The 21,692-nt window shown below is 69.3% G+C and carries 18 protein-coding genes; 14 read left to right on the forward strand and 4 right to left on the reverse strand.

From position 1 onward, the window contains the following. The first annotated feature begins 25 nt into the window (after positions 1-25). The 12 genes from J7I94_RS03100 (at position 26) to J7I94_RS03155 (ending at position 11,526) form a co-directional block, all read left to right on the forward strand. Positions 26-784 (forward strand): hypothetical protein, encoded by a 759-nt coding sequence (locus J7I94_RS03100; protein WP_215164899.1) that lies wholly within the window; start codon positions 26-28, stop codon positions 782-784. A gap of 21 nt (positions 785-805) precedes the next feature. After that, the gene (locus J7I94_RS03105; protein WP_215164900.1) at positions 806-1,996 is read left to right on the forward strand and encodes a phage tail protein; all 1,191 of its coding nucleotides are present in this window, start codon (positions 806-808) and stop codon (positions 1,994-1,996) included. A gap of 11 nt (positions 1,997-2,007) precedes the next feature. After that, a complete protein-coding gene (locus tag J7I94_RS03110; protein WP_215164901.1) occupies positions 2,008-3,267 on the forward strand; it encodes a hypothetical protein in 1,260 nt (419 codons plus the stop codon). A 333-nt stretch (positions 3,268-3,600) separates the two neighbouring features. Further along, positions 3,601-4,548, forward strand: a complete 948-nt coding sequence (locus tag J7I94_RS03115; RefSeq protein ID WP_215164903.1) for a phage tail domain-containing protein — start codon at positions 3,601-3,603, stop codon at positions 4,546-4,548. Positions 4,549-4,597: 49 nt separating this feature from the next. After that, positions 4,598-5,803 carry a hypothetical protein gene (locus J7I94_RS03120; RefSeq protein WP_215164904.1) on the forward strand — a complete coding sequence of 402 codons (1,206 nt, stop codon included), beginning with the start codon at positions 4,598-4,600 and terminating at the stop codon, positions 5,801-5,803. 49 nt (positions 5,804-5,852) lie between these two features. Further along, positions 5,853-6,962, forward strand: a complete 1,110-nt coding sequence (locus tag J7I94_RS03125; protein ID WP_215164906.1) for a hypothetical protein — start codon at positions 5,853-5,855, stop codon at positions 6,960-6,962. A gap of 3 nt (positions 6,963-6,965) precedes the next feature. Then, complete coding sequence (locus J7I94_RS03130) at positions 6,966-7,700, forward strand: hypothetical protein (protein ID WP_215164907.1); 735 nt, start codon at positions 6,966-6,968, stop codon at positions 7,698-7,700. A 29-nt stretch (positions 7,701-7,729) separates the two neighbouring features. Then, positions 7,730-9,178 carry a phage tail protein gene (locus J7I94_RS03135; RefSeq protein ID WP_215164908.1) on the forward strand — a complete coding sequence of 483 codons (1,449 nt, stop codon included), beginning with the start codon at positions 7,730-7,732 and terminating at the stop codon, positions 9,176-9,178. Between the two features lie 80 nt (positions 9,179-9,258). Next, entirely contained in the window at positions 9,259-10,122 is an 864-nt protein-coding gene (locus tag J7I94_RS03140) for a peptidoglycan-binding protein (protein ID WP_215164909.1), read from the forward strand. Positions 10,123-10,145: 23 nt separating this feature from the next. Then, positions 10,146-11,018, forward strand: coding sequence for a peptidoglycan-binding protein (locus tag J7I94_RS03145; protein WP_215164910.1), 873 nt, complete (start codon positions 10,146-10,148; stop codon positions 11,016-11,018). Positions 11,019-11,023: 5 nt separating this feature from the next. Then, a complete protein-coding gene (locus J7I94_RS03150) occupies positions 11,024-11,278 on the forward strand; it encodes a hypothetical protein (protein ID WP_215164982.1) in 255 nt (84 codons plus the stop codon). Then, positions 11,275-11,526: a hypothetical protein gene (locus J7I94_RS03155; protein WP_215164912.1), complete on the forward strand. Its 252-nt coding sequence runs from the start codon at positions 11,275-11,277 to the stop codon at positions 11,524-11,526. The genes J7I94_RS03150 and J7I94_RS03155 overlap by 4 nt, the downstream gene beginning before the upstream one ends. Before the next feature lie 43 nt (positions 11,527-11,569). Here J7I94_RS03155 and J7I94_RS03160 read toward each other — a convergent pair whose 3' ends face one another. Next, on the reverse strand, positions 11,570-11,983 hold the full coding sequence (locus tag J7I94_RS03160; protein WP_215164914.1) for an ATP-binding protein: 414 nt from the start codon (positions 11,981-11,983) through the stop codon (positions 11,570-11,572). Positions 11,984-12,140: 157 nt separating this feature from the next. Here J7I94_RS03160 and J7I94_RS03165 point away from each other — a divergent pair, with 157 nt between their 5' ends. Next, complete coding sequence (locus tag J7I94_RS03165; RefSeq protein WP_215164915.1) at positions 12,141-12,992, forward strand: helix-turn-helix transcriptional regulator; 852 nt, start codon at positions 12,141-12,143, stop codon at positions 12,990-12,992. A 2-nt stretch (positions 12,993-12,994) separates the two neighbouring features. After that, a complete protein-coding gene (locus J7I94_RS03170; protein ID WP_215164916.1) occupies positions 12,995-13,165 on the forward strand; it encodes a DUF397 domain-containing protein in 171 nt (56 codons plus the stop codon). A gap of 66 nt (positions 13,166-13,231) precedes the next feature. Here the strand turns inward: J7I94_RS03170 and J7I94_RS03175 are convergent, their stop codons facing one another. The 3 genes from J7I94_RS03175 to rplL form a co-directional block, all read right to left on the reverse strand. Next, entirely contained in the window at positions 13,232-17,128 is a 3,897-nt protein-coding gene (locus tag J7I94_RS03175; RefSeq protein ID WP_215164917.1) for a DNA-directed RNA polymerase subunit beta', read from the reverse strand. Positions 17,129-17,221: 93 nt separating this feature from the next. Continuing rightward, on the reverse strand, positions 17,222-20,707 hold the full coding sequence (gene rpoB, locus J7I94_RS03180) for a DNA-directed RNA polymerase subunit beta (protein WP_215164918.1): 3,486 nt from the start codon (positions 20,705-20,707) through the stop codon (positions 17,222-17,224). Between the two features lie 578 nt (positions 20,708-21,285). Beyond that, a complete protein-coding gene (gene rplL / locus J7I94_RS03185; protein WP_215164919.1) occupies positions 21,286-21,675 on the reverse strand; it encodes a 50S ribosomal protein L7/L12 in 390 nt (129 codons plus the stop codon). Between the last annotated feature and the right edge of the window lie 17 nt (positions 21,676-21,692).

Below are 21,692 nucleotides of genomic sequence, written 5' to 3' on the forward strand. Positions count from 1 at the left end.
TTGACCCCCGGAAAGGGAGCTACTCGTGGGACAGCACACCACTGACGAGGTCTACGAAAAGGTGGTCGACGTCGAGGGGAAGCTCGACACTCACCACAAGTCCTCCGTTACCACGTCACATTTCGACACCAAGGTCAAGGACCTTGAGGAAGCCATAAAGAAAGGGCCGGAAAAGGCAGATCCTCAGAACTGGAAAGATCTCGTCAAGGAGATGTCTCCAGTCAAGGAGTTCATCGCCGCCACCAAGGGTGGCGACATGATATCTACATTTATTCTCACTGCGACTGCCGTTGCCGCTGGCGTCGGAATCATCGTCGGTCTCGCGGCAGCATTCAAAAAACTGACTTTGGCCTGGACGGGGCGGGAGCGGCAGGCCTTCGCTTTCGGTGCCCCTAGGCCGGAATCTGACCGTCAGCGGCAGTACATCGGCCGCCTTCCAGACGGCCAGGTAAGGGCGAACGGTAGGCCGAGAAGGTGGGGCTTGAGGCCAGAGGATGCGGCCACCGCCAACGTCACCGCTGGCGCCGCAGCCCAGCCGGCCGCCCTCCCCTCGGAAGAGCGCATCACCGCCGTCACGGACGCGATGCGCGAACTCAACTCTCAGATCGGCACCTACCGCGAAAAGGTCCGCGGACTCGCCACCCCTCGCGCCATGCGCCAAATGGCCTCCGCCGCCAAGAAGCTGGAGAGCGCGGCGAAGAAGCACCAGAACATCAGTGGGCTCGCCAACTCGATCGGTGATCTCAACCGTGAAATGCGTGAACTGGCCGCGACCGCGGGCTGACCACCGTCCAGGAGAAAACTCATGAGCCTCGTCAGTTCACTGAAGAAGGCATCCGGCTCTCTTCAGGACTTCAAGCAGAAGGCCGGCACCGCCGGAACCGCCGCCAAGAATCTGGGCAGCGCCGGCCAGAAGGGCGCCGGACAGCTCAAGACTCTGAAGACGGCCTCCCAGAGCACCGAGAAGGAGCTCAAGGACCTCAAGTCCGCCGCCGACAAGGCCGAAAAATCGGTCGCCAAGGCCGGCAAGACCGGTACCACCGCCGGCAAGAACCTCGGCAAGTACGAATCCGGGGCGACCAAGGCGGCCAAGGGCCAGGACAAGATGAACAAGTCGATGAAGGGCAACTTCTTCGGCATGCTCATGGACCTGCTCATGCCGCTCATCCAGAAGGTCGTCGAGATGGCGACCAAGTCGAAGACCATGCAGAAGGTCCTCAAGACCGCCTTCGGCGTCATCAAGTCCGTGATCAGCACCGTCATGAAGGCCATCGGGCCGATCATGAAGAACGCCGCCAAGCTGATCAAGTCCATCTGGAAGGGCATCAAGACGGCCATCTCTGCCGTCGTCAAGGCCGTCGCCACGGTCATCAAGACCTATGTCGCCATCTGGAAGAAGGTCATCACCACCGCGCTGAAGGCGATCAAGACCGTCGTCTCCAGTGTCTGGAAGGGCATCAAGGCCGTCATCTCCCCGGTCGTCAACTGGGTCAAGTCCGCGATCCCCAACGCCTTCCGTGCCGTCAAGGACAAGCTGTCCAGCATCTGGGGCGGCCTCAAGGGCATCGCCGGCCGCGCCTTCGACGGCATCAAGAGCGCGGTCAAGGGCCCGCTGAACTCGGTCATCGGCATCATCAACCGCGCGATCGGTGCCCTCAACGGCATCAAGGTCTCCATCCCCGGCTGGGTCCCCGGCGTCGGCGGCAAGACCTTCGGCGTCAACCTCCCGAAGATCCCCATGCTGGCCACCGGCGGTGTCGTCATGCCCCGCTCCGGCGGCGTCCCGGCGATCCTCGCCGAGGCCGGTGAGGCGGAGGCCGTCCTGCCGCTGAGCAAGCTCGACCAGCTGCTGCGCCGGGCCGCCGGGCGCCAGGCGTACGCCGGCACCGCCGGAGCGGACAGCGCGCTGTACATCGAGCACTACTACGCCGCCGAGACCAGCAACGCCCAGCAGACCGCCCACGCCCTGGAGTTCCTGGCGAAGGCACGCGGATGAGTGCCGCAAGCGTGCCTGCCGACCCGCTGCGCGGGTTCGTGCCGGCGATCACCACCCTGCGGTCCCGGGCCGACCAGAGCCGCACCGCCGTACGCACCCTCGGCAGTCAGATCAACAGGGCGGCATCGGGCGCCGACCTGGTCCGCACCGCCGCCGCCCAAACCGCCACCGTCATCCGCGGGATCAAGACCACCGCCGACGCCGCCGCCACCTCCCTCACCCGAACCGCCCGCTCCGCCACCACCGCCGCCCCCGGCATCAAGTCCGTGGGAGCCAACGCCAAGCGCTCCTCCACCGCCCTCCGCAAGCTCGGCTCCGCCCTCGGCGGGGTCTTCGCGATCGTCGGCGCGCTCATCTCGGCGTCCGGTGTCCTCGGCCCCCTCCTCGGCACCTTCGGCACCGCCCTCACCATCGCCTCCGGCGTCATGCTGGTGATCAACGCCCTCACCCGCGCCAACCCCATCGGCTTCGTCACCGGCCTGCTCCTCCCGGTCGCCGGCTGGCTGATCGACCTGGCGCTCAACTCCGAGACCGGGCAACGCCTGATGGAGCAGCTCGCCACGCTGATCCTCCAGTACGTCGAGGGCTACCTGACCCTCATGACCCCGCTGCTCAAGGCCGTCGGGACCGCCGTGAACACCTACGTCACCGCCTACCTCGACGTCATCACCACCGCGCTCACCGTGATCGGCACCCTCCTCGGCACCGGCTTCGCCGTGCTCAGGGCGCTGACCACCGGGGACACCCGGGCGCTCAGCGGCCGGGTGTCGTCGATCTGGCGGGGCTTCAAGGACCGGGTGAAACCGATCCTGACCTGGATCACCGTCGACATCCCCCGGATGTTCACCCGGGCCAAGGAGGCCACCTCCCGCACCCTCCGCGCCATCGGGCAGTTCATGACGACCGGCGCGCAGACCGTCGCCGGCGTGGTCAAGGGCCCGATCCAGGGCCTCATCGCCTTCGCCAACTGGATCATCGACGGCCTCAACGACCTCAGCTTCAGCTTCCTCGGCAAGAAGTTCGGCGTCCACCTGAAGAAGATCCCGCAGCTCGCCGAGGGCGGCGTCGTCCATCCGGCCGCGGTGCCCGGCGCCGCCACCGTCAAGCCGCTCACCTCACTCGGCCGCTACCTCCCGGCGCCCTCCCGCGCCACCACCACCGGGCCCGCCTCCCTCGCCGGCCGCCCCAAAGTCCGCGTCTACGAGGAACGCCAGGGCAGCAGCCCGATGACCGTCGCGGAAGACCTCCTCTTCCTGCGCCGCGCCGCCTGACGCGCCACCGGAGCCAGGCCCGCACGACTGCCGCCGAACGCCACCGGAGCCAGGCCCGCACGACTGCCGCCTGACGCGCCACCGGAGCCACGCCCGCACCACTGCCGCCGAACGCCACCACAGCCACACCCGAACCACCGGAACCACCTGAACCACCTGAACCACCTGAACCACCTGAACCGCCCGAACCTCCCGAACCACCCGAACCACCCAAAAAACCGCCCGGCCACACCGTCGGCGGCCTCCGGCATGCCCGCGACCGGCGTACTCCGCCCACCAGCCCCACCAGCCCCACCAGCCCCACCAGCGACCCAAGCGAGGTGACGGCCCCTCATGGCCACAACCGTCCTCAGCCCCACCGCGTCCACCACCCCCGACGACACCCCCGGCTCCCTCATCACCCTCGACGGCCAGCTCCAGTGGGGCTCCCTCCTCATGGGCACCGGCACCCCCTACCCCGTCGACCGCGCCGGCATCACCGGCTGGGACGACCTCCCGGAGCTGGACCTCGGCGATGTCCTCCGCCCCGACCAGCACGGCGCCTGGCCCGGCGACCGCTGGGCCCAGCCCCGCCTGGTCGGCGCCACCGTCTGGCTCGCCCCGCCGGCCGGCACCGACCCCCTCGCCACCACCACGGCGTTCCGCGCCGCCACCGGCCCCGACGGCCAGGAACGCTGGCTGGCGGTCCGGCTGCTCGGCGAGACCCTGGCCGTGCGCGCCCGGGTCAGCCGCCGGGTCGTTCCGCAGGACCGCTCGTACGCCACCGCGGGCTTCGCCAAGGTCAGCCTCCAGTGGACCGCGACCGACCCGCGCCGCTACGCCCCCGCGCTGCACGAGGCGCTCACCGGGCTGCCGGTCGCGGAACCGGGCCTGGTCTGGGAGGACGCGGCCGGCTCCGGACTGTCCTGGCCGCTGGACTGGGGCGGTGCCGGGGCCGCCGGTTCGATCGCCGCGGTCAACGCGGGCGGCGCCTCGGTCCGTCCGGTCGTCGAGTTCCGCGGGCCCGTGCAGCGGCCCTCGCTGACCCGGCTCTCCGACGGCCGCCAGCTCCGGTACGACCTGGCGCTCGGCCCCGGCGACCTCCTCACCGTCGACACCGAGGCCGGCACGGTCCTGCTCAACGGCACCGCCTCCCGTATCTACACGGCCACCCCCGACTCGTCCCCCGAGCAGCTGTTCACGCTCGAACCCGGCACCACCGACCTGGCGTTCCGCTCCGACGACGTCACCCCGTCCGCCGCCGCCTCGGTCACCGTCCGCTGGCGCGACGCCCACTGGTGATCCGACCCGCGCCCCACCCAAAACCCATGAACAACGCGAAAGGAAACCCATGCCCCTGCGCACCGCATGGCTCGTCAACCGCACCGACGCCGAGAACGGCCAGTCCCGCGCCGACACCCGGCTCGCCCCGCTCGGCGCCGTCACCCCGGTCAGCGGACTGGCCGGCCGCAGCGGACTGATCCCGGGCTCGCCGGACGGCAAGTCGCTGGCCTCGGCGTTCTACGTGTTCAGCTCGACCGCCGGGATGACCGCGACGATCGCGCCGGGACGGGCCGTCGTCCAGGGCTCGGAGACCGCCGGCGCGTACCCGGTCGTCCTCACCGACTACACCAGCGTCACCTTCGCCGACGGCGACGCCAACAACGACCGTACGGACCTGGTCGTCCTGCGGATCTACGACGCGCAGGCCGACAACTCCGGCCGCACCGAGGCGGTCCTGGAGGTCGTCCAGGGACCCACCGACGGTTCCCGCGCCCTTCCGCGGGTCCCGGACGCCTCCCTGCCGCTGGCGAGCGTGCTGGTCCGGGCGGGCTCCTCGGTCGGCGCCGGCGGTATCGACTGGGCCACCGCCGTCGACGACCTGCGCACCACCACCGTCGGCGTGGGCGGCATCCTGCCGCTGTACGGCAACACCGCCGAGGCGGGCGCCTACCCGGGCCAGTACCGGGACGTCAGCTCCACGCTCCAGCGGTGGAACGGCGACGCCTGGGTGGACTACCCGGCCCAGCTCGGCGGCATCGCCCCGACCGGGCGGATCGCCACCGGCTCGTACGTCGGCCAGTACCGGGACAACAACGGCCGGCTGGAGCGCTGGAGCGGCACCGCCTGGGTGCTGGCGGTGCCCAGCCCGGTGTTCGCGTACAACAACGACGGCGGCTACTGCAAGACGACCACCTGGTCGGAGGCGCTGACCGGGACCACGGGGCCGACGGTCACCGCGACCTTCACCGCGCCGATCTCCGGGAGCGTCCTGGTCACCGTCGGGTTCCAGGGCCAGCCGTCGGTGGAGGGCGGCTGGGGCCGGATGTCCGCCAACATCCGCAAGGGCGGGGTTCTCGTCACCGGCCTCGGTGCCGACGAGACCCGGTCGGCCATCGACACCAACCGCGGCAACCAGTCGGTGACGACCACCTTCCCGGTCACCGGGCTCACCGCGGGCGCGACGTACACGGCCGTCTCGGCGTACTCGTCCAACGCGACGACCAACAACCACTGGTTCGACAACCGGTTCGTCCGCGTCGACCCGATGCTCTGAGGAGCGCCGCGTGACGAGTTCCCCCGGAAGTTCTCCCCGTAGTTCCCCCATGACCGCCTACACCCCGCTCACCCCGGTCTACCGAGCCGTCTTCTGCGACCTGCGCACCGATCAGGTGATCGACGTGCTGCCGCTGACGGACACCAAGTTCGACGACTACATCGGCAAGTCCGGCTCGCTGTCGGCCACCGTCCCGCTGCCGAACGCCGCGCTGGCCCGCCGGGCCCGCGCCGCGCTGGTGCCCGGCCGGACCGCGGTGTGGCTGGAGCGGGACGGTGACATCTGGTGGGGCGGGGTGCTGTGGACCTGCACCCCGTCCAGCGACGAACGCGGCCGGATGCGGGCCGCGTTCCAGGCCGGCACCTTCGACTCCTACCTCGACCACCGCATCCTCTCCGCTCCGCTGTCCTACACCGCCCTTGACCAGTTCGAGATCGCACGGGAGCTGGTGGCCCACGCCCAGGACCAGCCGGGCGGCGACATCGGCATCCAGCTCGGGCACGAGATGTCCGGGGTGGCGCGGGACGTCTCCTACTCGTATGCATCCCTCAGCCGGATCCGCGAACTCCTCGATTCGCTGGCCCAGCTGGCGGACGGGTTCGAGTGGCGGGTGCACTGCTACCGGGACCCCGAGGGCCGCCGGGCCAAGCGGCTCCAGCTCGGGCACCCGAGGATCACCGCGAGCGCCTCGGACATCGTCCTGGACCACCCGGGCCAGGTCATCACCTACAGCCTGCCGGCCGACTCCACCGTGCAGGCCGACGTGTGGGTGGCACGCGGTGACTCGCCCAACAGCGACCAGTCGGAGGAGTCGCAGCCGCTCACCGTGTCCGTCGAGGCCCCCGAGGACCTGGCGGAGGGCTGGCCCCGGCTGGAGTCCACCTCGGACCACAGCGGGGTCACCGACGAGGCGACGCTGCGTTCGCTGGCCGAGGCGCAGCTCGCCGAGCAGCGGTTGCCCGAGGTCATCCCGGAGATCACGGTCCGGCTCGACGGGCGGATCACCCCGGCGCTGCTCGGCGCCGGCGTCCGGCTGCGGCTGCGCGACCTGTGGCACCAGGACCCGCGGGACGAGCGGTACCGCGTCGTCGGCATCGCCGTGGAGCCGCCGCAGCGCGGCAAGTCCGAGACGGCCACCCTCTACCTGGAAGGCGTGTGATCCGTGGCGACCATCCCGACCGACCTCCTCGACCGTATCCGGACCATCGAGCGCCGCATCCGCGAGCTGATGGCGTCGGCCAACAGCAGCCCGCCGATGAACCAGGTCGGCAGCGGTGACATCGTCGTCGGTGACCAGGGCCGCATCCGGGCCCGGACCTCTCTCGGCGACGATCTGCTCCTCGTCGGCCGGGTCGAGCCGGACCGGGACACCGACGCCCGGCAGTACCAGCAGGGACTGGAACTGCGCCGCGACGACGGTTCGATGGCCCTGTCGCTGATCACCGCCGACCCGGTGAACAGCCCCGTCCAGCAGCTGCGGGTGCTCGACCACCAGGGCAACACGCTGCTCGCCACCGACGCGGTCCACGGCGGGCTGGCCCGCCCCTACCTGGCCTTCCCGCTGCCCGTCCCGGTCGACACCGCTCGCTGGGAGTCGACCACCGCCACCGACTGGACCACGCTCTACGCCGGTCCGGGCATCGCCCAGCACCCGCGCGTCCAGTGCGAGGTCGCCGTCTCCGGCAGCGTCGGCGCCGCCGTACGGCTGTTGGTCGACGGCATCCCGGTGGCCGCCGAGCAGACCGTCACCGACGCCTCGACGCGGTACGCCACCTTCACCGGGAACACCGCTGCCGCCTTCGGCGACCCGGTCACCTTCGAGATCCAGGCCAGGGTCGCGGCGGCCGGCGACACCGTCGCCTGCGTACCGCGGGCGCTGTACGGCATCCAGTCCTGACCCCCTCCCCGAGAAGCAACGGAGTCCCCGTGCTGCCCGAATCCATCCCCACCGTCCACCTCACCGCCCAGTACCTCGGCCTCGACGGCCGCCCCCTCGGCGGCACCGTCGAGTTCGCGCCGCCGTCCCTGCTCACCCACTCCGACGCCGACGTGTTCGTCGGTGGTCCGACGACCGCGGCCCTGGACAGCGAGGGCCGCCTCGACGTGACGCTGCCCGCGACCGACGCCGACGGCTGGAACCCGCTGGCCTGGGCGTACACGGTCACCGAACGCCTCAGCGGCCTGTCCAGCAGCCGCACCTACCGCATCGCCCTGGCCCAGTCGGTGCCCGAGGTGGACCTCGCCGACCTGGCGCCCGCCGACCCGGCCGGTCCCCAGTACGTGACCGTGCCCGGCCCGCCGGGACCGCAGGGCGAGCCGGGTCCGCAGGGCCCCGCCGGTCCGGTCCGCTCGGTCAACGGCCACACCGAGGCCGACATCATCCTGACCGCCTCCGAGGTCGGCGCCCTCGCCACCTCGGCGGCCGGGCAGGCGAGCGGCGTCGCCCAGCTCGACGCCACCGGCAAGGTGCCGCTCGCCCAGCTGCCCGACGGCACCGGTGACGGCGTCACCTCGGTCAACGGCCTGACCGGCGCGGTCACCCTGGCCGCCGCCGACCTCGGGGCGCTCACCCCGGCCGCGGCCGACGCCCGGTACCTGGCGATCGACGGCGCGCCCGTGCTCTCCGTCAACGGCCAGACCGGCGCGGTCACGCTGACCGCCTCCGGTCTCGGCGCGGTCCCCGCCGACCAGGCCGTGCTGCTCACCGGCGACCAGACCGTCGCGGGCGCCAAGACCTTCGCCACCGTCCCCGCCGTCTCCGCCGACCCGGCCACCGACAACCAGCTGGTGCGCCGGTCGTACGTCGACACGCGGGTGCCCTCGGGCATGTGGACGCCGTCGGCGCTGGGCTTCAAGGCGTGGGCGTTCGACCCGGCGGCGTCCTCCCCGTCCACCGCCCAGTACTGCATCAACGGCAACGTGTACCTCGTCGGCGTGCCCCTGACCACGGCCGGGACCATCACCAACGTCTGCTTCTTCGTGGCCGGTTACGTCGGCACCGGTCTCGCCGCCACCTCCTTCGCCGGGCTCTACGACAGCGCGGGCAAGAGGGTCGGCGTCACCGGCGCGCTGAACACGCTGATCACCGCGACCGAGGGCACCACGTTCGTCCTGAAGCTGACCACCGCCTACACCGCCGCGGCCGGCAACTACTGGGTGGCGCTGCTGATCAACGGCCCGGACCCGCGGACCAACGGCCCCGGCTTCCTGGTCGGGGCGAGCATGGGCAGCTACCCGGGCGGCAGCGCCCGGATGCCCGGCGCCTTCGTCCGGCACGGCCGCCTGCCCACCACCGGCCTGACCGCACTGCCCACTTCGTTCACCCCGTCCACGATCGTGGCCGACTCCAACGCGATCTGGGCCGCGGTCTCCTGACCTGTCCCGACCCTTTTCCCGCAGGCCGGCACGGACCTCCCGTGCCGGCCTGTTCCTCACTCACCGCAAGGAGGCCCACCATGGCCACCCCCCTGACCGCCGACACCCTCGTCACCGCGCTGACCGCCGAGGGCGTCACCGTCGTCGAACACGGCGACTGGCGCACCCACAACCGCAACAGCGTCGGAACCTGGGGCCCCGTCAACGGCGTGATGGTGCATCACACCGTCACCTCCGGCACCACCGCTTCCGTCGACCTCTGCTACGACGGCACCACCGACCTGCCCGGTCCGCTCTGCCACGGCGTGATCGACAAGGACGGCACGGTGTACCTGGTCGGCAACGGCCGCGCCAACCACGCCGGACTGGGCGACACCGACGTCCTGACCGCCGTGATCGCCGAGACCGCGCTGCCCGCCCCCGACAGCGACGACGTCGACGGCAACACCCGCTTCTACGGCTTCGAGTGCGTCAACCTCGGCGACGGCTCCGACCCGTGGCCCGAGGCCCAGCTGGAGGCGATCGCCCGGGTCTGCGCCGCGATCTGCCGCGCCCACGGCTGGAACGCCGCCTCCGTCATCGGCCACCTGGAGTGGACGTTCCGCAAGATCGACCCCAGGGGTTTCTCCATGGCCTCGATGCGCACCCGGGTCGCCGCCCTGCTGGCCACCGCGCCGGGCGGCTCCGCCGCGCACTACCAGCCGTTCCCCGGCGACGCCTTCTTCAAGTCCGCCCCGAACTCCACCATCGTCGCCGCGATGGGCGGCCGGCTCGTCGCCGAGGGCTGCTCGGCGTACACCACCGGCCCCGGCCCGCAGTGGAGCGAGGCCGACCGCGCCTCGTACGCCCTGTGGCAGCAGAAGCTCGGCTACACCGGCGCCGACGCCGACGGCTGGCCGGGCGCCACCTCGTGGAACGCCCTGAAGGTCCCCTACACCGCCTGATCCGCTCCCCGGAGGACCACCGCATGTCCACACCCCTCACCGCCACCGCCCTCGTCGCCGCCCTCAAGGCCGAGGGCGTCTCCGTCGTCGAACACGCCGGCTGGCGCACCCACAACCGCAACAGCAAGGGCGCCTGGGGCCCGGTCAACGGCGTGATGATCCACCACACCGTCACCTCCGGCACCACAGCCACCGTCAACCTCTGCTACAACGGCCGCTCCGACCTCCCCGGCCCGCTCTGCCACGGCGTCATCGCCAAGGACGGCACGGTCCACCTGGTCGGCAACGGCCGCGCCAACCACGCCGGCAGCGGCGACGCCGACGTCCTGGCCGCCGTCGTCGCCGAGCGCGCGACCCTGCCCGCCCCGAACCAGCAGAACACGGACGGCAACACCCGTTTCTACGGCTTCGAGTGCGTCAACCTCGGCGACGGCGAGGACCCCTGGCCGGAGGCCCAGCTGGACGCCATCGCCCGCACCGCGGCGGCCATCTGCCGCGCCCACGGCTGGAGCGCGGCCTCGGTGATCGGCCACAAGGAGTGGACGAACACCAAGATCGACCCGCGCGGCTTCACCATGCCGTCCCTGCGCACCCGCGTCGCGACACTGCTCGGCAAGAAGCCCACGCCCACCACCCCGACCTACCAGCCCTTCCCGGGCGCCGCCTGGTTCAAGGACAGGCCGAAGTCACCGATCGTCACGGCGATGGGCAAGCGCCTGGTCGCGGCCGGCTGCTCGGCGTACTCCACCGGCCCCGGCCCGCAGTGGACCGACGCCGACCGCAACAGCTACGCGAAGTGGCAGCGCAAGCTCGGCTACACCGGCACCGACGCCGACGGCTGGCCGGGCGCCACCTCCTGGGCCGCGCTGAGGGTGCCGTACACCAGCGGGACGTGACGCCCGTGTCCGACGCCACCAGACGCACCCTGCGCACCGTCGTCCAGACCGCCGTGGCCCTGTGCGTCCTGCTGCCGTCGCTGGTCGACACGGCGGGCCTGCCCCGCAGTCTGCCCTGGGTCGCCGGGGCCCTGGCCGTGTCCGGCGCGGTGACCCGGGCGATGGCCCTGCCGGCCGTGCAGTCCCGGCTCCCCGCCTGGCTGCGCACGGAAGCACCCGAACCGAACCCGAACGACAAGACCGAGAAGAACACGACATGAGCGACGATCAAGCCACCGTGGCCGTCGAACTGGAACGCCTGCGCGGCACGGTGGAAGCCGGCTTCGCCCGGGCCGACGGCTCCCTCGCGCTGCTGGTCCAGCGCAGCGACCAGACCGACAAGCAACTCGCCGACCACGAACAACGCCTGGACGCCCTGGAACGCTCCCGCTGGCCACTGGCGAGCATCGGCGTCCTGGCCGCCCTGGCCACCACGGTGGTCACCACCCTGCAACTGACCGCCCGCTGAACCCGCCGAGGGGCGGTCGTCCCCAGCGCCCTACGACCGCCCCTCACACCCCGAAGGTGCACCACACCTGCTTCTCGTCGAACCCCGTACGGTGCCACCCCCACCGCCGCGACACCGCCTCGACCAGCCGCAGCCCCCGCCCGCCCTCACTCCAGGGATCGTCCCCGCCGGCCGCCACGGCAGGTGCCAGCTCGGGCGCCTGGTCGAGCACCATCACCCGCAGCATCGACGGCACGAGGGCCAGCTCAAGACCGGCGAGCCCGCCCCCGTGCCGCACGGCATTGGTGCACATCTCGCTCACCACCAGCTCGACGGTGTCCGCGAGATCCCCGAGCTTCCACTGCTCGTACAGCCACACCCGGGTCCGATGCCGCGCCTCGGCGACGGGACGCACCGGATCGAGTGCGGAGACGTCCCAGCCGACGCGGGTGGGGGTGGCGTCGAAGCGGCAGTCCATCGGGCACCTCGCTGAGGTCGAGTAGTGACGTGCGCCGCACAGTAGCGCCTTGTCCCCAACACGTGAGACGCCATTCACCCCAACGAGTTGAGTATCGGCGTTCGATGGACGAGCCCGACACCGGTGGGCAAACTGGCGCCAGCGAGGAAAGGAAGACATGGCACCCAGGCACGCCCCGACCTTCCGGCAACGCCGTTTCGGCGCTGAACTGCGGCGGCTGCGGGAAGCCGCAGGGATGTCGGCACCACGCGCGGCAGAACTCCTCGGCACCGACCGCACCACCATTTCCAACACCGAAGCCGGCCGCTTCGGCATCAGCGAGCAGCGCCTTCGGCGCATGGCCGCCATCTACGAGTGCGACGACCCGACGCTGATCGACGCACTGGCCGGGATGACGGGCGGACGCCGCACCGGCTGGTGGGACGAGTACCGGGGCAAGGTACCCCCGGACTTTCTGGACGTGGCCGAACTGGAACACCACGCGGTCCGGCTCCGTACCCTCCAGACAGCTCACCTGCCCGGCATGTTCCACACCGAGGAGCACGCCCGGGCCATCTTCGACCTCTTCATCCCGGCGCTCCCCCGTCTGGAAGTCGAACTACGGATCGCGCAACGTCTGTCCCGGCACTCCGTGATCACACGGGAGCCACCGACACCGTACGTAGGCCTCATCCACGAAACCGCGCTCCGCATGCAGATCGGCGGTCGCCACGTCACCCGCGCCCAGTTGAAGCACCTGCTTTCGGAGAGCGAACGGGAGAACGTCTCGCTGCTGGTCATCCCGTTCAGCGCGGGCGGCTTCCCCATGGCCGGCGACTCCGTGCTCTACGCGACAGCCTCCAGCCCGCACCTGGACACAGTGCAGGTGGATGCCCCCACGGGCGCCATCTTCTTCGACGCTCGCGGGCAACTGGCCAACTTCCGCCGTCGTATGGACGCAGTCGAACAACTGGCGTTGAATCGCAGCCAGTCGAGGGACGCCATCCTGGACATTCTCAAGGAGCTGTAGAAGTGCCCGAGGTGAAGTGGACCAAGTCCTCGTACTCCGAGGCATCCGGCAACAACTGCGTGGAGATAGCCGAACTCGGCCCCACCATCCTCATCCGCGACTCCAAACACCCCCACCACCCCCGCACCACCGTCAGCCGCACCACCTGGACGGCCTTCACCCGCACCCTCTGAAACCCCGCACCCACGCCGAAGGGCGGCCACCCCACCGGGGTGACCGCCCTTCAGATCCCTCGACTCCTACTGGTTGTACGGCCCGTAGTCGTAGTCCTCCAGCGGCACGGCCTGACCCGACCCCGTCCCGAAGGGCGAGTAGTCGATGTCGTCGTACCCGACCGCCGAGTACATCGCGGCCTTGGCCTCCTCGGTCGGCTCCACCCGGATGTTGCGGTAACGGGACAGACCCGTACCGGCCGGGATGAGCTTACCGATGATGACGTTCTCCTTGAGGCCGATGAGCGAGTCGGACTTGGCGTTGATCGCCGCGTCCGTCAGCACTCGGGTCGTCTCCTGGAAGGAGGCGGCCGACAGCCAGGACTCCGTCGCCAGCGAGGCCTTGGTGATACCCATGAGCTGCGGACGACCCGAGGCCGGGTGACCGCCCTCCTGCACGACCCGCCGGTTCTCGGTCTCGAACTTCGACCGCTCGACCAGCTCGCCGGGCAGCAGCTCGGCGTCGCCGGACTCGATGATCGTCACGCGGCGCAGCATCTGCCGGATGATGATCTCGATGTGCTTGTCGTGGATCGACACACCCTGCGAGTTGTAGACCTTCTGCACCTCGCCGACCAGGTGGACCTGCACGGCCCGCTGACCGAGGATGCGCAGCACGTCGTGCGGGTTGGTGGCACCCACGGTGAGCTTCTGGCCCACCTCGACGTGGTCGCCCTCGCCCACCAGCAGACGGGCACGCTTCGAGATCGGGTACGCCGTCTCGTCGCTGCCGTCGTCCGGGGTGACGACGATCTTCTTGGTCTTCTCGGTCTCCTCGATCCGGACGCGGCCGGAGGCCTCGGAGATCGGGGCGACACCCTTCGGGGTACGGGCCTCGAAGAGCTCGACGACACGCGGCAGACCCTGGGTGATGTCGTCACCGGCCACACCACCGGTGTGGAAGGTACGCATCGTCAGCTGGGTACCGGGCTCACCGATGGACTGGGCGGCGATGATGCCGACCGCCTCACCGATGTCGACCAGCTTGCCGGTGGCCAGCGAGCGGCCGTAGCACATCGCGCAGGTACCGACGGCGGACTCGCAGGTCAGGACCGAGCGGGTCTTGACCTCCTCGACGCCGTGCTTGACCAGCTCGTCGATGAGCACGTCGCCGAGGTCGGTGCCGGCCGGGGCCAGCACCTTGCCGTCGACCACGATGTCCTCGGCGAGGCAGCGCGCGTACACGGACGTCTCGACGTCCTCCGCCTTGAGCAGCACGCCGTCCTGCCGGTCGGCGATCTTCAGGCGCAGACCGCGGTCGGTGCCGCAGTCCTCCTCGCGGATGATGACGTCCTGGGAGACGTCGACCAGACGACGGGTGAGGTAACCCGAGTCGGCGGTACGCAGGGCGGTGTCCGCCAGACCCTTACGGGCACCGTGCGTGGAGATGAAGTACTCCAGCACGGACAGACCCTCACGGAACGACGCCTTGATGGGACGCGGGATCGTCTCGTTCTTCGCGTTCGACACCAGACCACGCATACCGGCGATCTGACGCATCTGCATCATGTTGCCTCGTGCGCCCGAGTTCACCATCATGAAGATCGGGTTGGTCTTCGGGAAGTTGTCGTTCATCGCCTCGGCGACCTCGTTGGTCGCCTTGGTCCAGATCGCGATGAGCTCCTGCGTGCGCTCGTCCTTGGTGATCAGACCGCGCTCGTACTGCTTCTGGACCTTCTCGTCCTGCGCCTCGTAGCCCTTGACGATCTCCTTCTTCGCCTCGGGGACGACGACGTCGGAGATGGCCACGGTGACGCCGGAACGGGTCGCCCAGAAGAAGCCGGACGCCTTCAGGTTGTCGAGCGTCGCCGCCACGATGACCTTCGGGTAGCGCTCGGCGAGGTCGTTGACGATCTCGGAGAGCTGCTTCTTGCCGACCTCGTAGTCGACGAACGGGTAGTCCTCGGGCAGCAGCTCGTTGAAGAGCGCGCGGCCCAGCGTGGTGCGCAGCGTGAAGGTGTCACCCTGCTGCCACTCGGGCTCGCCCTCCTCACGGGCCGGCGGGGTCCAGCCGCGCGGCGGGATGGTGCCCACCGGGAAGCGGATGTCGATCTTCGACTGGAGCGACAGCTCGCCCGCGTCGAAGGCCATGATCGCCTCGGCCGCCGAGCCGAACGCGCGGCCCTCGCCCTTGAGGTCCCGGCCCTCGCCGTCGGTGGTGAGGAAGAACAGACCGAGGACCATGTCCTGGGTCGGCATCGTCACCGGACGGCCGTCGGCGGGCTTGAGGATGTTGTTCGAGGACAGCATCAGGATGCGGGCCTCGGCCTGCGCCTCCGCGGAGAGCGGCAGGTGGACGGCCATCTGGTCACCGTCGAAGTCCGCGTTGAACGCGGTGCAGACGAGCGGGTGGATCTGGATGGCCTTGCCCTCGACCAGCTGCGGCTCGAAGGCCTGGATGCCGAGGCGGTGCAGCGTGGGCGCGCGGTTCAGCAGAACCGGGTGCTCCGCGATGACCTCTTCCAGCACGTCGTACACCACGGTCCGGCCACGCTCGACCATGCGCTTGGCGCTCTTGATGTTCTGCGCGTGGTTGAGGTCCACGAGCCGCTTCATCACGAACGGCTTGAACAGCTCCAGCGCCATCGCCTTCGGCAGACCGCACTGGTGCAGCTTCAGCTGCGGACCGACGACGATCACGGAACGCGCGGAGTAGTCCACACGCTTGCCGAGCAGGTTCTGGCGGAAGCGGCCCTGCTTGCCCTTGAGCATGTCGGACAGCGACTTCAGCGGGCGGTTGCCCGGACCGGTCACCGGCCGGCCACGACGACCGTTGTCGAAGAGGGCGTCCACGGCCTCCTGGAGCATGCGCTTCTCGTTGTTCACGATGATCTCGGGCGCGCCGAGGTCGAGAAGCCGCTTCAGGCGGTTGTTGCGGTTGATGACACGGCGGTACAGGTCGTTCAGGTCGGAGGTCGCGAAGCGGCCACCGTCCAGCTGCACCATCGGACGCAGGTCCGGCGGGATGACCGGCACGCAGTCGAGCACCATGCCCTTGGGGCTGTTGCTGGTCTGCAGGAACGCGGAGACGACCTTGAGGCGCTTGAGCGCGCGGGTCTTCTTCTGGCCCTTGCCGGTACGGATGATCTCGCGGAGCTTCTCGGCCTCCTCGTCGAGGTCGAAGGACTCCAGGCGCTTCTGCAGCGCGGCGGCGCCCATCGAGCCGTCGAAGTAGGTGCCGAAGCGGTCGCGCAGCTCGCGGTAGAGCAGCTCGTCGCCCTCCAGGTCCTGGACCTTGAGGTTCTTGAACCGGTTCCACACCTCGTCGAGGCGGTCGATCTCGCGCTGCGCGCGGTCGCGCAGCTGCTTCATCTCACGCTCGGCACCCTCGCGCACCTTGCGGCGCACGTCGGCCTTGGCGCCCTCGGCCTCCAGCTCGGCGAGGTCCGTCTCGAGCTTCTTGGCGCGGGCCTCCAGGTCGGCGTCGCGGCGCTGCTCGATCTGCTGGCGCTCGACGGAGACGTGCGCCTCCAGCGAGGGCAGGTCGCGCGTACGGCGCTCCTCGTCCACGTACGTGATCATGTACGCGGCGAAGTAGATGACCTTCTCCAGGTCCTTCGGGGCGAGGTCGAGCAGGTAGCCGAGCCGCGACGGAACGCCCTTGAAGTACCAGATGTGCGTGACGGGAGCGGCCAGCTCGATGTGGCCCATCCGCTCACGGCGCACCTTCGCGCGCGTGACCTCGACGCCACAGCGCTCGCAGATGATGCCCTTGAAGCGGACGCGCTTGTACTTGCCGCAGTAGCACTCCCAGTCCCGGGTCGGACCGAAGATCTTCTCGCAGAAGAGCCCGTCCTTTTCCGGCTTGAGGGTGCGGTAGTTGATGGTCTCGGGCTTCTTGACCTCGCCGTGGCTCCACTGACGGATGTCGTCAGCGGTGGCCAGACCGATCCGGAGCTCATCGAAGAAGTTGACGTCGAGCACTATGCGTCAATCCCTCTCAGGGTTGTAAGTCATGGGGTCTGATACGGGGGTCCTGGGGCCGGCCGGGCTCAGTCGAGCCCGGCCGGACTCCCGTCAGACCTCTTCGACGCTGCTCGGCTCGCGCCGGGACAGGTCGATGCCAAGCTCCTCCGCCGCGCGGAAGACGTCCTCGTCGGTGTCGCGCATCTCGATGGACATGCCGTCCGAGGACAGCACCTCCACGTTGAGGCACAGGGACTGCATCTCCTTGATGAGCACCTTGAAGGACTCGGGGATGCCGGGCTCAGGGATGTTCTCGCCCTTGACGATGGCCTCGTAGACCTTCACGCGGCCGGTGACGTCGTCGGACTTGATGGTCAGCAGCTCCTGGAGGGCGTAAGCGGCGCCGTACGCCTCCAGCGCCCACACCTCCATCTCACCGAAGCGCTGGCCACCGAACTGGGCCTTACCACCCAGCGGCTGCTGGGTGATCATGCTGTACGGACCGGTCGAGCGGGCGTGCAGCTTGTCGTCGACCAGGTGGTGCAGCTTGAGGATGTACATGTAGCCGACCGAGATCGGGTCCGGGAACGGCTCACCGCTGCGGCCGTCGAACAGCCGCGCCTTGCCGGACGGGAGCACCATGCGCTCGCCGTCGCGGTTGGGGATGGTGTGCTGGAGCAGACCCGCCAGCTCGTCCTCACGCGCGCCGTCGAAGACCGGGGTGGCGACGTTGGTGCCGGGCTCGACCTTGTCGGCGCCGATCACCTGGAGCCGCTGGGCCCACTCCTCCGCGAGGCCGGAGACGTCCCAGCCGCGGCTGGCGAGCCAGCCGAGGTGGATCTCCAGGACCTGTCCCGGGTTCATTCGGGACGGGACACCCAGCGGGTTCAGGATGATGTCGACCGGCGTGCCGTCCTCCAGGAACGGCATGTCCTCGATCGGGTTGATCTTGGAGATGACGCCCTTGTTGCCGTGGCGGCCGGCGAGCTTGTCACCGTCGGTGATCTTGCGCTTCTGCGCGACGTAGACGCGCACCAGCTGGTTGACACCGGGGGGAAGCTCGTCGCCCTCCTCGCGGTCGAAGACGCGGACGCCGATGACCTTGCCGGTCTCGCCGTGCGGCACCTTCAGCGAGGTGTCACGGACCTCACGGGCCTTCTCACCGAAGATCGCGCGCAGCAGGCGCTCCTCGGGCGTCAGCTCGGTCTCGCCCTTGGGCGTGACCTTGCCGACCAGGATGTCGCCGGCGATGACCTCGGCGCCGATGCGGATGATGCCGCGCTCGTCGAGGTCGGCGAGGACCTCCTCGGAGACGTTCGGGATGTCCCGGGTGATCTCCTCGGGGCCGAGCTTGGTGTCACGGGCGTCGACCTCGTGCTCCTCGATGTGGATCGAGGAGAGGACGTCGTCCTGCACGAGGCGCTGCGACAGGATGATCGCGTCCTCGTAGTTGTGACCCTCCCACGGCATGAACGCGACCAGCAGGTTCTTGCCGAGCGCCATCTCGCCGTTCTCGGTGGCCGGACCGTCGGCCAGGACCTGGCCGGTGATGATCCGGTCGCCCTCGTTGACGATGACCTTCTGGTTGACCGAGGTGCCCTGGTTGGAGCGGGCGAACTTGGCCAGGCGGTACGTGATGTACGTGCCGTCGTCGTTGGCGGTGGTGATGTAGTCGGCGGAGACCTCCTGGACCACACCCGGCTTCTCGGCCTTGACCACGTCACCGGCGTCGACCGCGGAGCGGTACTCCATGCCGGTGCCGACCAGCGGCGACTCGCTCTTGATGAGCGGCACGGCCTGGCGCATCATGTTCGCGCCCATGAGGGCACGGTTGGCGTCGTCGTGCTCCAGGAACGGGATCATGGCGGTCGCGACCGACACCATCTGGCGCGGCGAGACGTCCATGTAGTCGACGTCCTCGCCCGTGACGTAGTCGACCTCGCCGCCGCGGCGGCGGACCAGGACGCGGGCCTCGGCGAACCGCATGTCGTCGGTGAGCGTGGCGTTGGCCTGCGCGATGACGAAGCGGTCCTCCTCGTCGGCGGTCAGGTAGTCGACCTCGTCGGTGACCTGGCCGTCGACGACCTTGCGGTACGGGGTCTCGACGAAACCGAACGCGTTGACCCGGCCGTAGGAGGCGAGCGAGCCGATCAGACCGATGTTCGGGCCTTCGGGCGTCTCGATCGGGCACATGCGGCCGTAGTGCGAGGGGTGCACGTCACGGACCTCGAAGCCGGCCCGCTCACGGGAGAGACCACCCGGGCCAAGAGCCGACAGGCGGCGCTTGTGGGTGAGACCCGACAGCGGGTTGTTCTGGTCCATGAACTGCGACAGCTGGCTGGTGCCGAAGAACTCCTTGATGGAGGCGACGACCGGCCGGATGTTGATCAGCGTCTGCGGCGTGATCGCCTCGACGTCCTGGGTCGTCATGCGCTCCCGCACGACGCGCTCCATACGCGCCAGACCCGTACGGACCTGGTTCTGGATGAGCTCGCCGACGCTGCGCAGACGACGGTTGCCGAAGTGGTCGATGTCGTCGGTCTCGACGACGACCGGCTGGCCGTTGTCGCCGACCGTCTCGGTCTCGCCGGCGTGCAGCTTGACCAGGTACTTGATCGTCGCGATGACGTCCTCGACGGTCAGGATGCCCGCGTCGAGGGGGGCGTCCGCGCCGAGCTTCTTGTTGACCTTGTAGCGGCCGACCTTGGCGAGGTCGTAGCGCTTCGGGTTGAAGTACAGGTTCTCGAGCAGCGTCTGCGCGGCCTCGCGGGTCGGGGGCTCGCCCGGACGCAGCTTGCGGTAGATGTCGAGCAGCGCGTCGTCCTGGCCCTGGGTGTGGTCCTTCTCCAGGGTGGCGCGCATGGACTCGTACTCGCCGAACTCCTCCAGGATCTGCTCGGTGGTCCAGCCGAGCGCCTTGAGGAGGACGGTCACGGACTGCTTGCGCTTGCGGTCGATGCGCACACCGACCATGTCGCGCTTGTCGATCTCCATCTCCAGCCAGGCACCCCGGGACGGGATGATCTTGGCGGAGAAGATGTCCTTGTCGGACGTCTTGTCGATGGAGGAGTCGAAGTAGACACCCGGGGACCGGACGAGCTGCGACACCACGACACGCTCGGTGCCGTTGATGACGAAGGTGCCCTTGTTCGTCATGAGCGGGAAGTCGCCCATGAAGACGGTCTGGGACTTGATCTCGCCGGTCTCGTTGTTGGTGAACTCGGCGGTGACGAAGAGCGGGGCGGCGAACGTGAAGTCGCGCTCCTTGCACTCGTCGATGGAGTTCTTCGGCGGCTCGAAGCGGTGGTCGCGGAAGGTCAGCGACATCGACCCGGAGAAGTCCTCGATCGGGGAGATCTCCTCGAAGATCTCCTCCAGGCCGGACTTGGTGGGGACGTCGTGACCCGACTCGAGAGCCTCCTCGACGCGAGCCTTCCAAGCGTCGTTGCCGAGCAGCCAGTCGAAGCTCTCGGTTTGCAGCGCGAGAAGGTTCGGAACCTCGAGGGGCTCCTTGATCTTTGCAAAGGAGATGCGCAGCGGGGCGGTGCTGGCAGCGTTGTTCGTATTCGCGGTCGAGGCATTGCGCGAGGCGGCCAAGAGGGGGTCCTTCCGAGGGCTCGGACTCACTACGCGCGTACCGGTCCCTCACCCCACACGGAGACAGACTTCCCGTTGTGGCCGTTCGGCCAGGTCAGAGATGGTCCGGTTTCCGTGCTCGAGCGAGGGCATGCCCCTGGTGACGGGCAGGGAGCAGCTAACAGGCAGCGCAAAGGGTCAGTGTAGCCACTTGGCACACTGATGTCCAGTCCCGCTCTACGGAGCGCCTCACTACCCTCATCTCAACGCCTGCGGCAAGCCTGCCCTCAACGCACGGTGATACTTCCCTCTGCGCCGCCGATCCATGCCTCGGAACCCGGATCGTTGTGACGACGCGTCCTGAGAATTGCGCGCTGCGTGCGGTTCGTCAAGGCCCCCCTTGCCCGAACCGGAGCGCTCGAAGACACAACGAAGATCACCATACCTCGCACACACACAGTCGCAAGGCAACCACGGCGAGGGCCCGGGAACGACGAAGAGCGACCACCCGGATGGATGATCGCTCTTCGGTGCGTACGCGTTACAGCCCTGGCGGAATGTTTACCGCGCTACGGGCCGCCGACGCGGTCGCGAAGGTCTTACTTGACCTCGACGGAGGCGCCGGCGCCCTTGAGGGACTCGGCGGCCTTCTCGGCGGCGTCCTTGGCAACCTTCTCCAGGACGGGCTTCGGGGCGCCGTCCACCAGGTCCTTGGCCTCCTTCAGGCCGAGGGAGGTCAGCTCGCGCACGACCTTGATGACCTGGATCTTCTTGTCGCCGGCACCGGTGAGGATGACGTCGAACTCGTCCTTCTCCTCGGCCTGCTCGGCGGCGGCGCCACCAGCGGCACCACCTGCGACGACGACCGGCGCGGCAGCGGCGGCGGTGACGTCGAACTTCTCCTCGAACGCCTTCACGAACTCGGAGAGCTCGATGAGGGTCATCTCCTCGAACTGCGCGAGCAGGTCTTCCTGGCTGAGCTTCGCCATGATGGCGGTCCTTCCAC

The sequence above is a fragment of the Streptomyces sp. ISL-12 genome (assembly GCF_018614415.1).
In the GTDB taxonomy this organism is placed as follows: Bacteria; Actinomycetota; Actinomycetes; order Streptomycetales; family Streptomycetaceae; genus Streptomyces.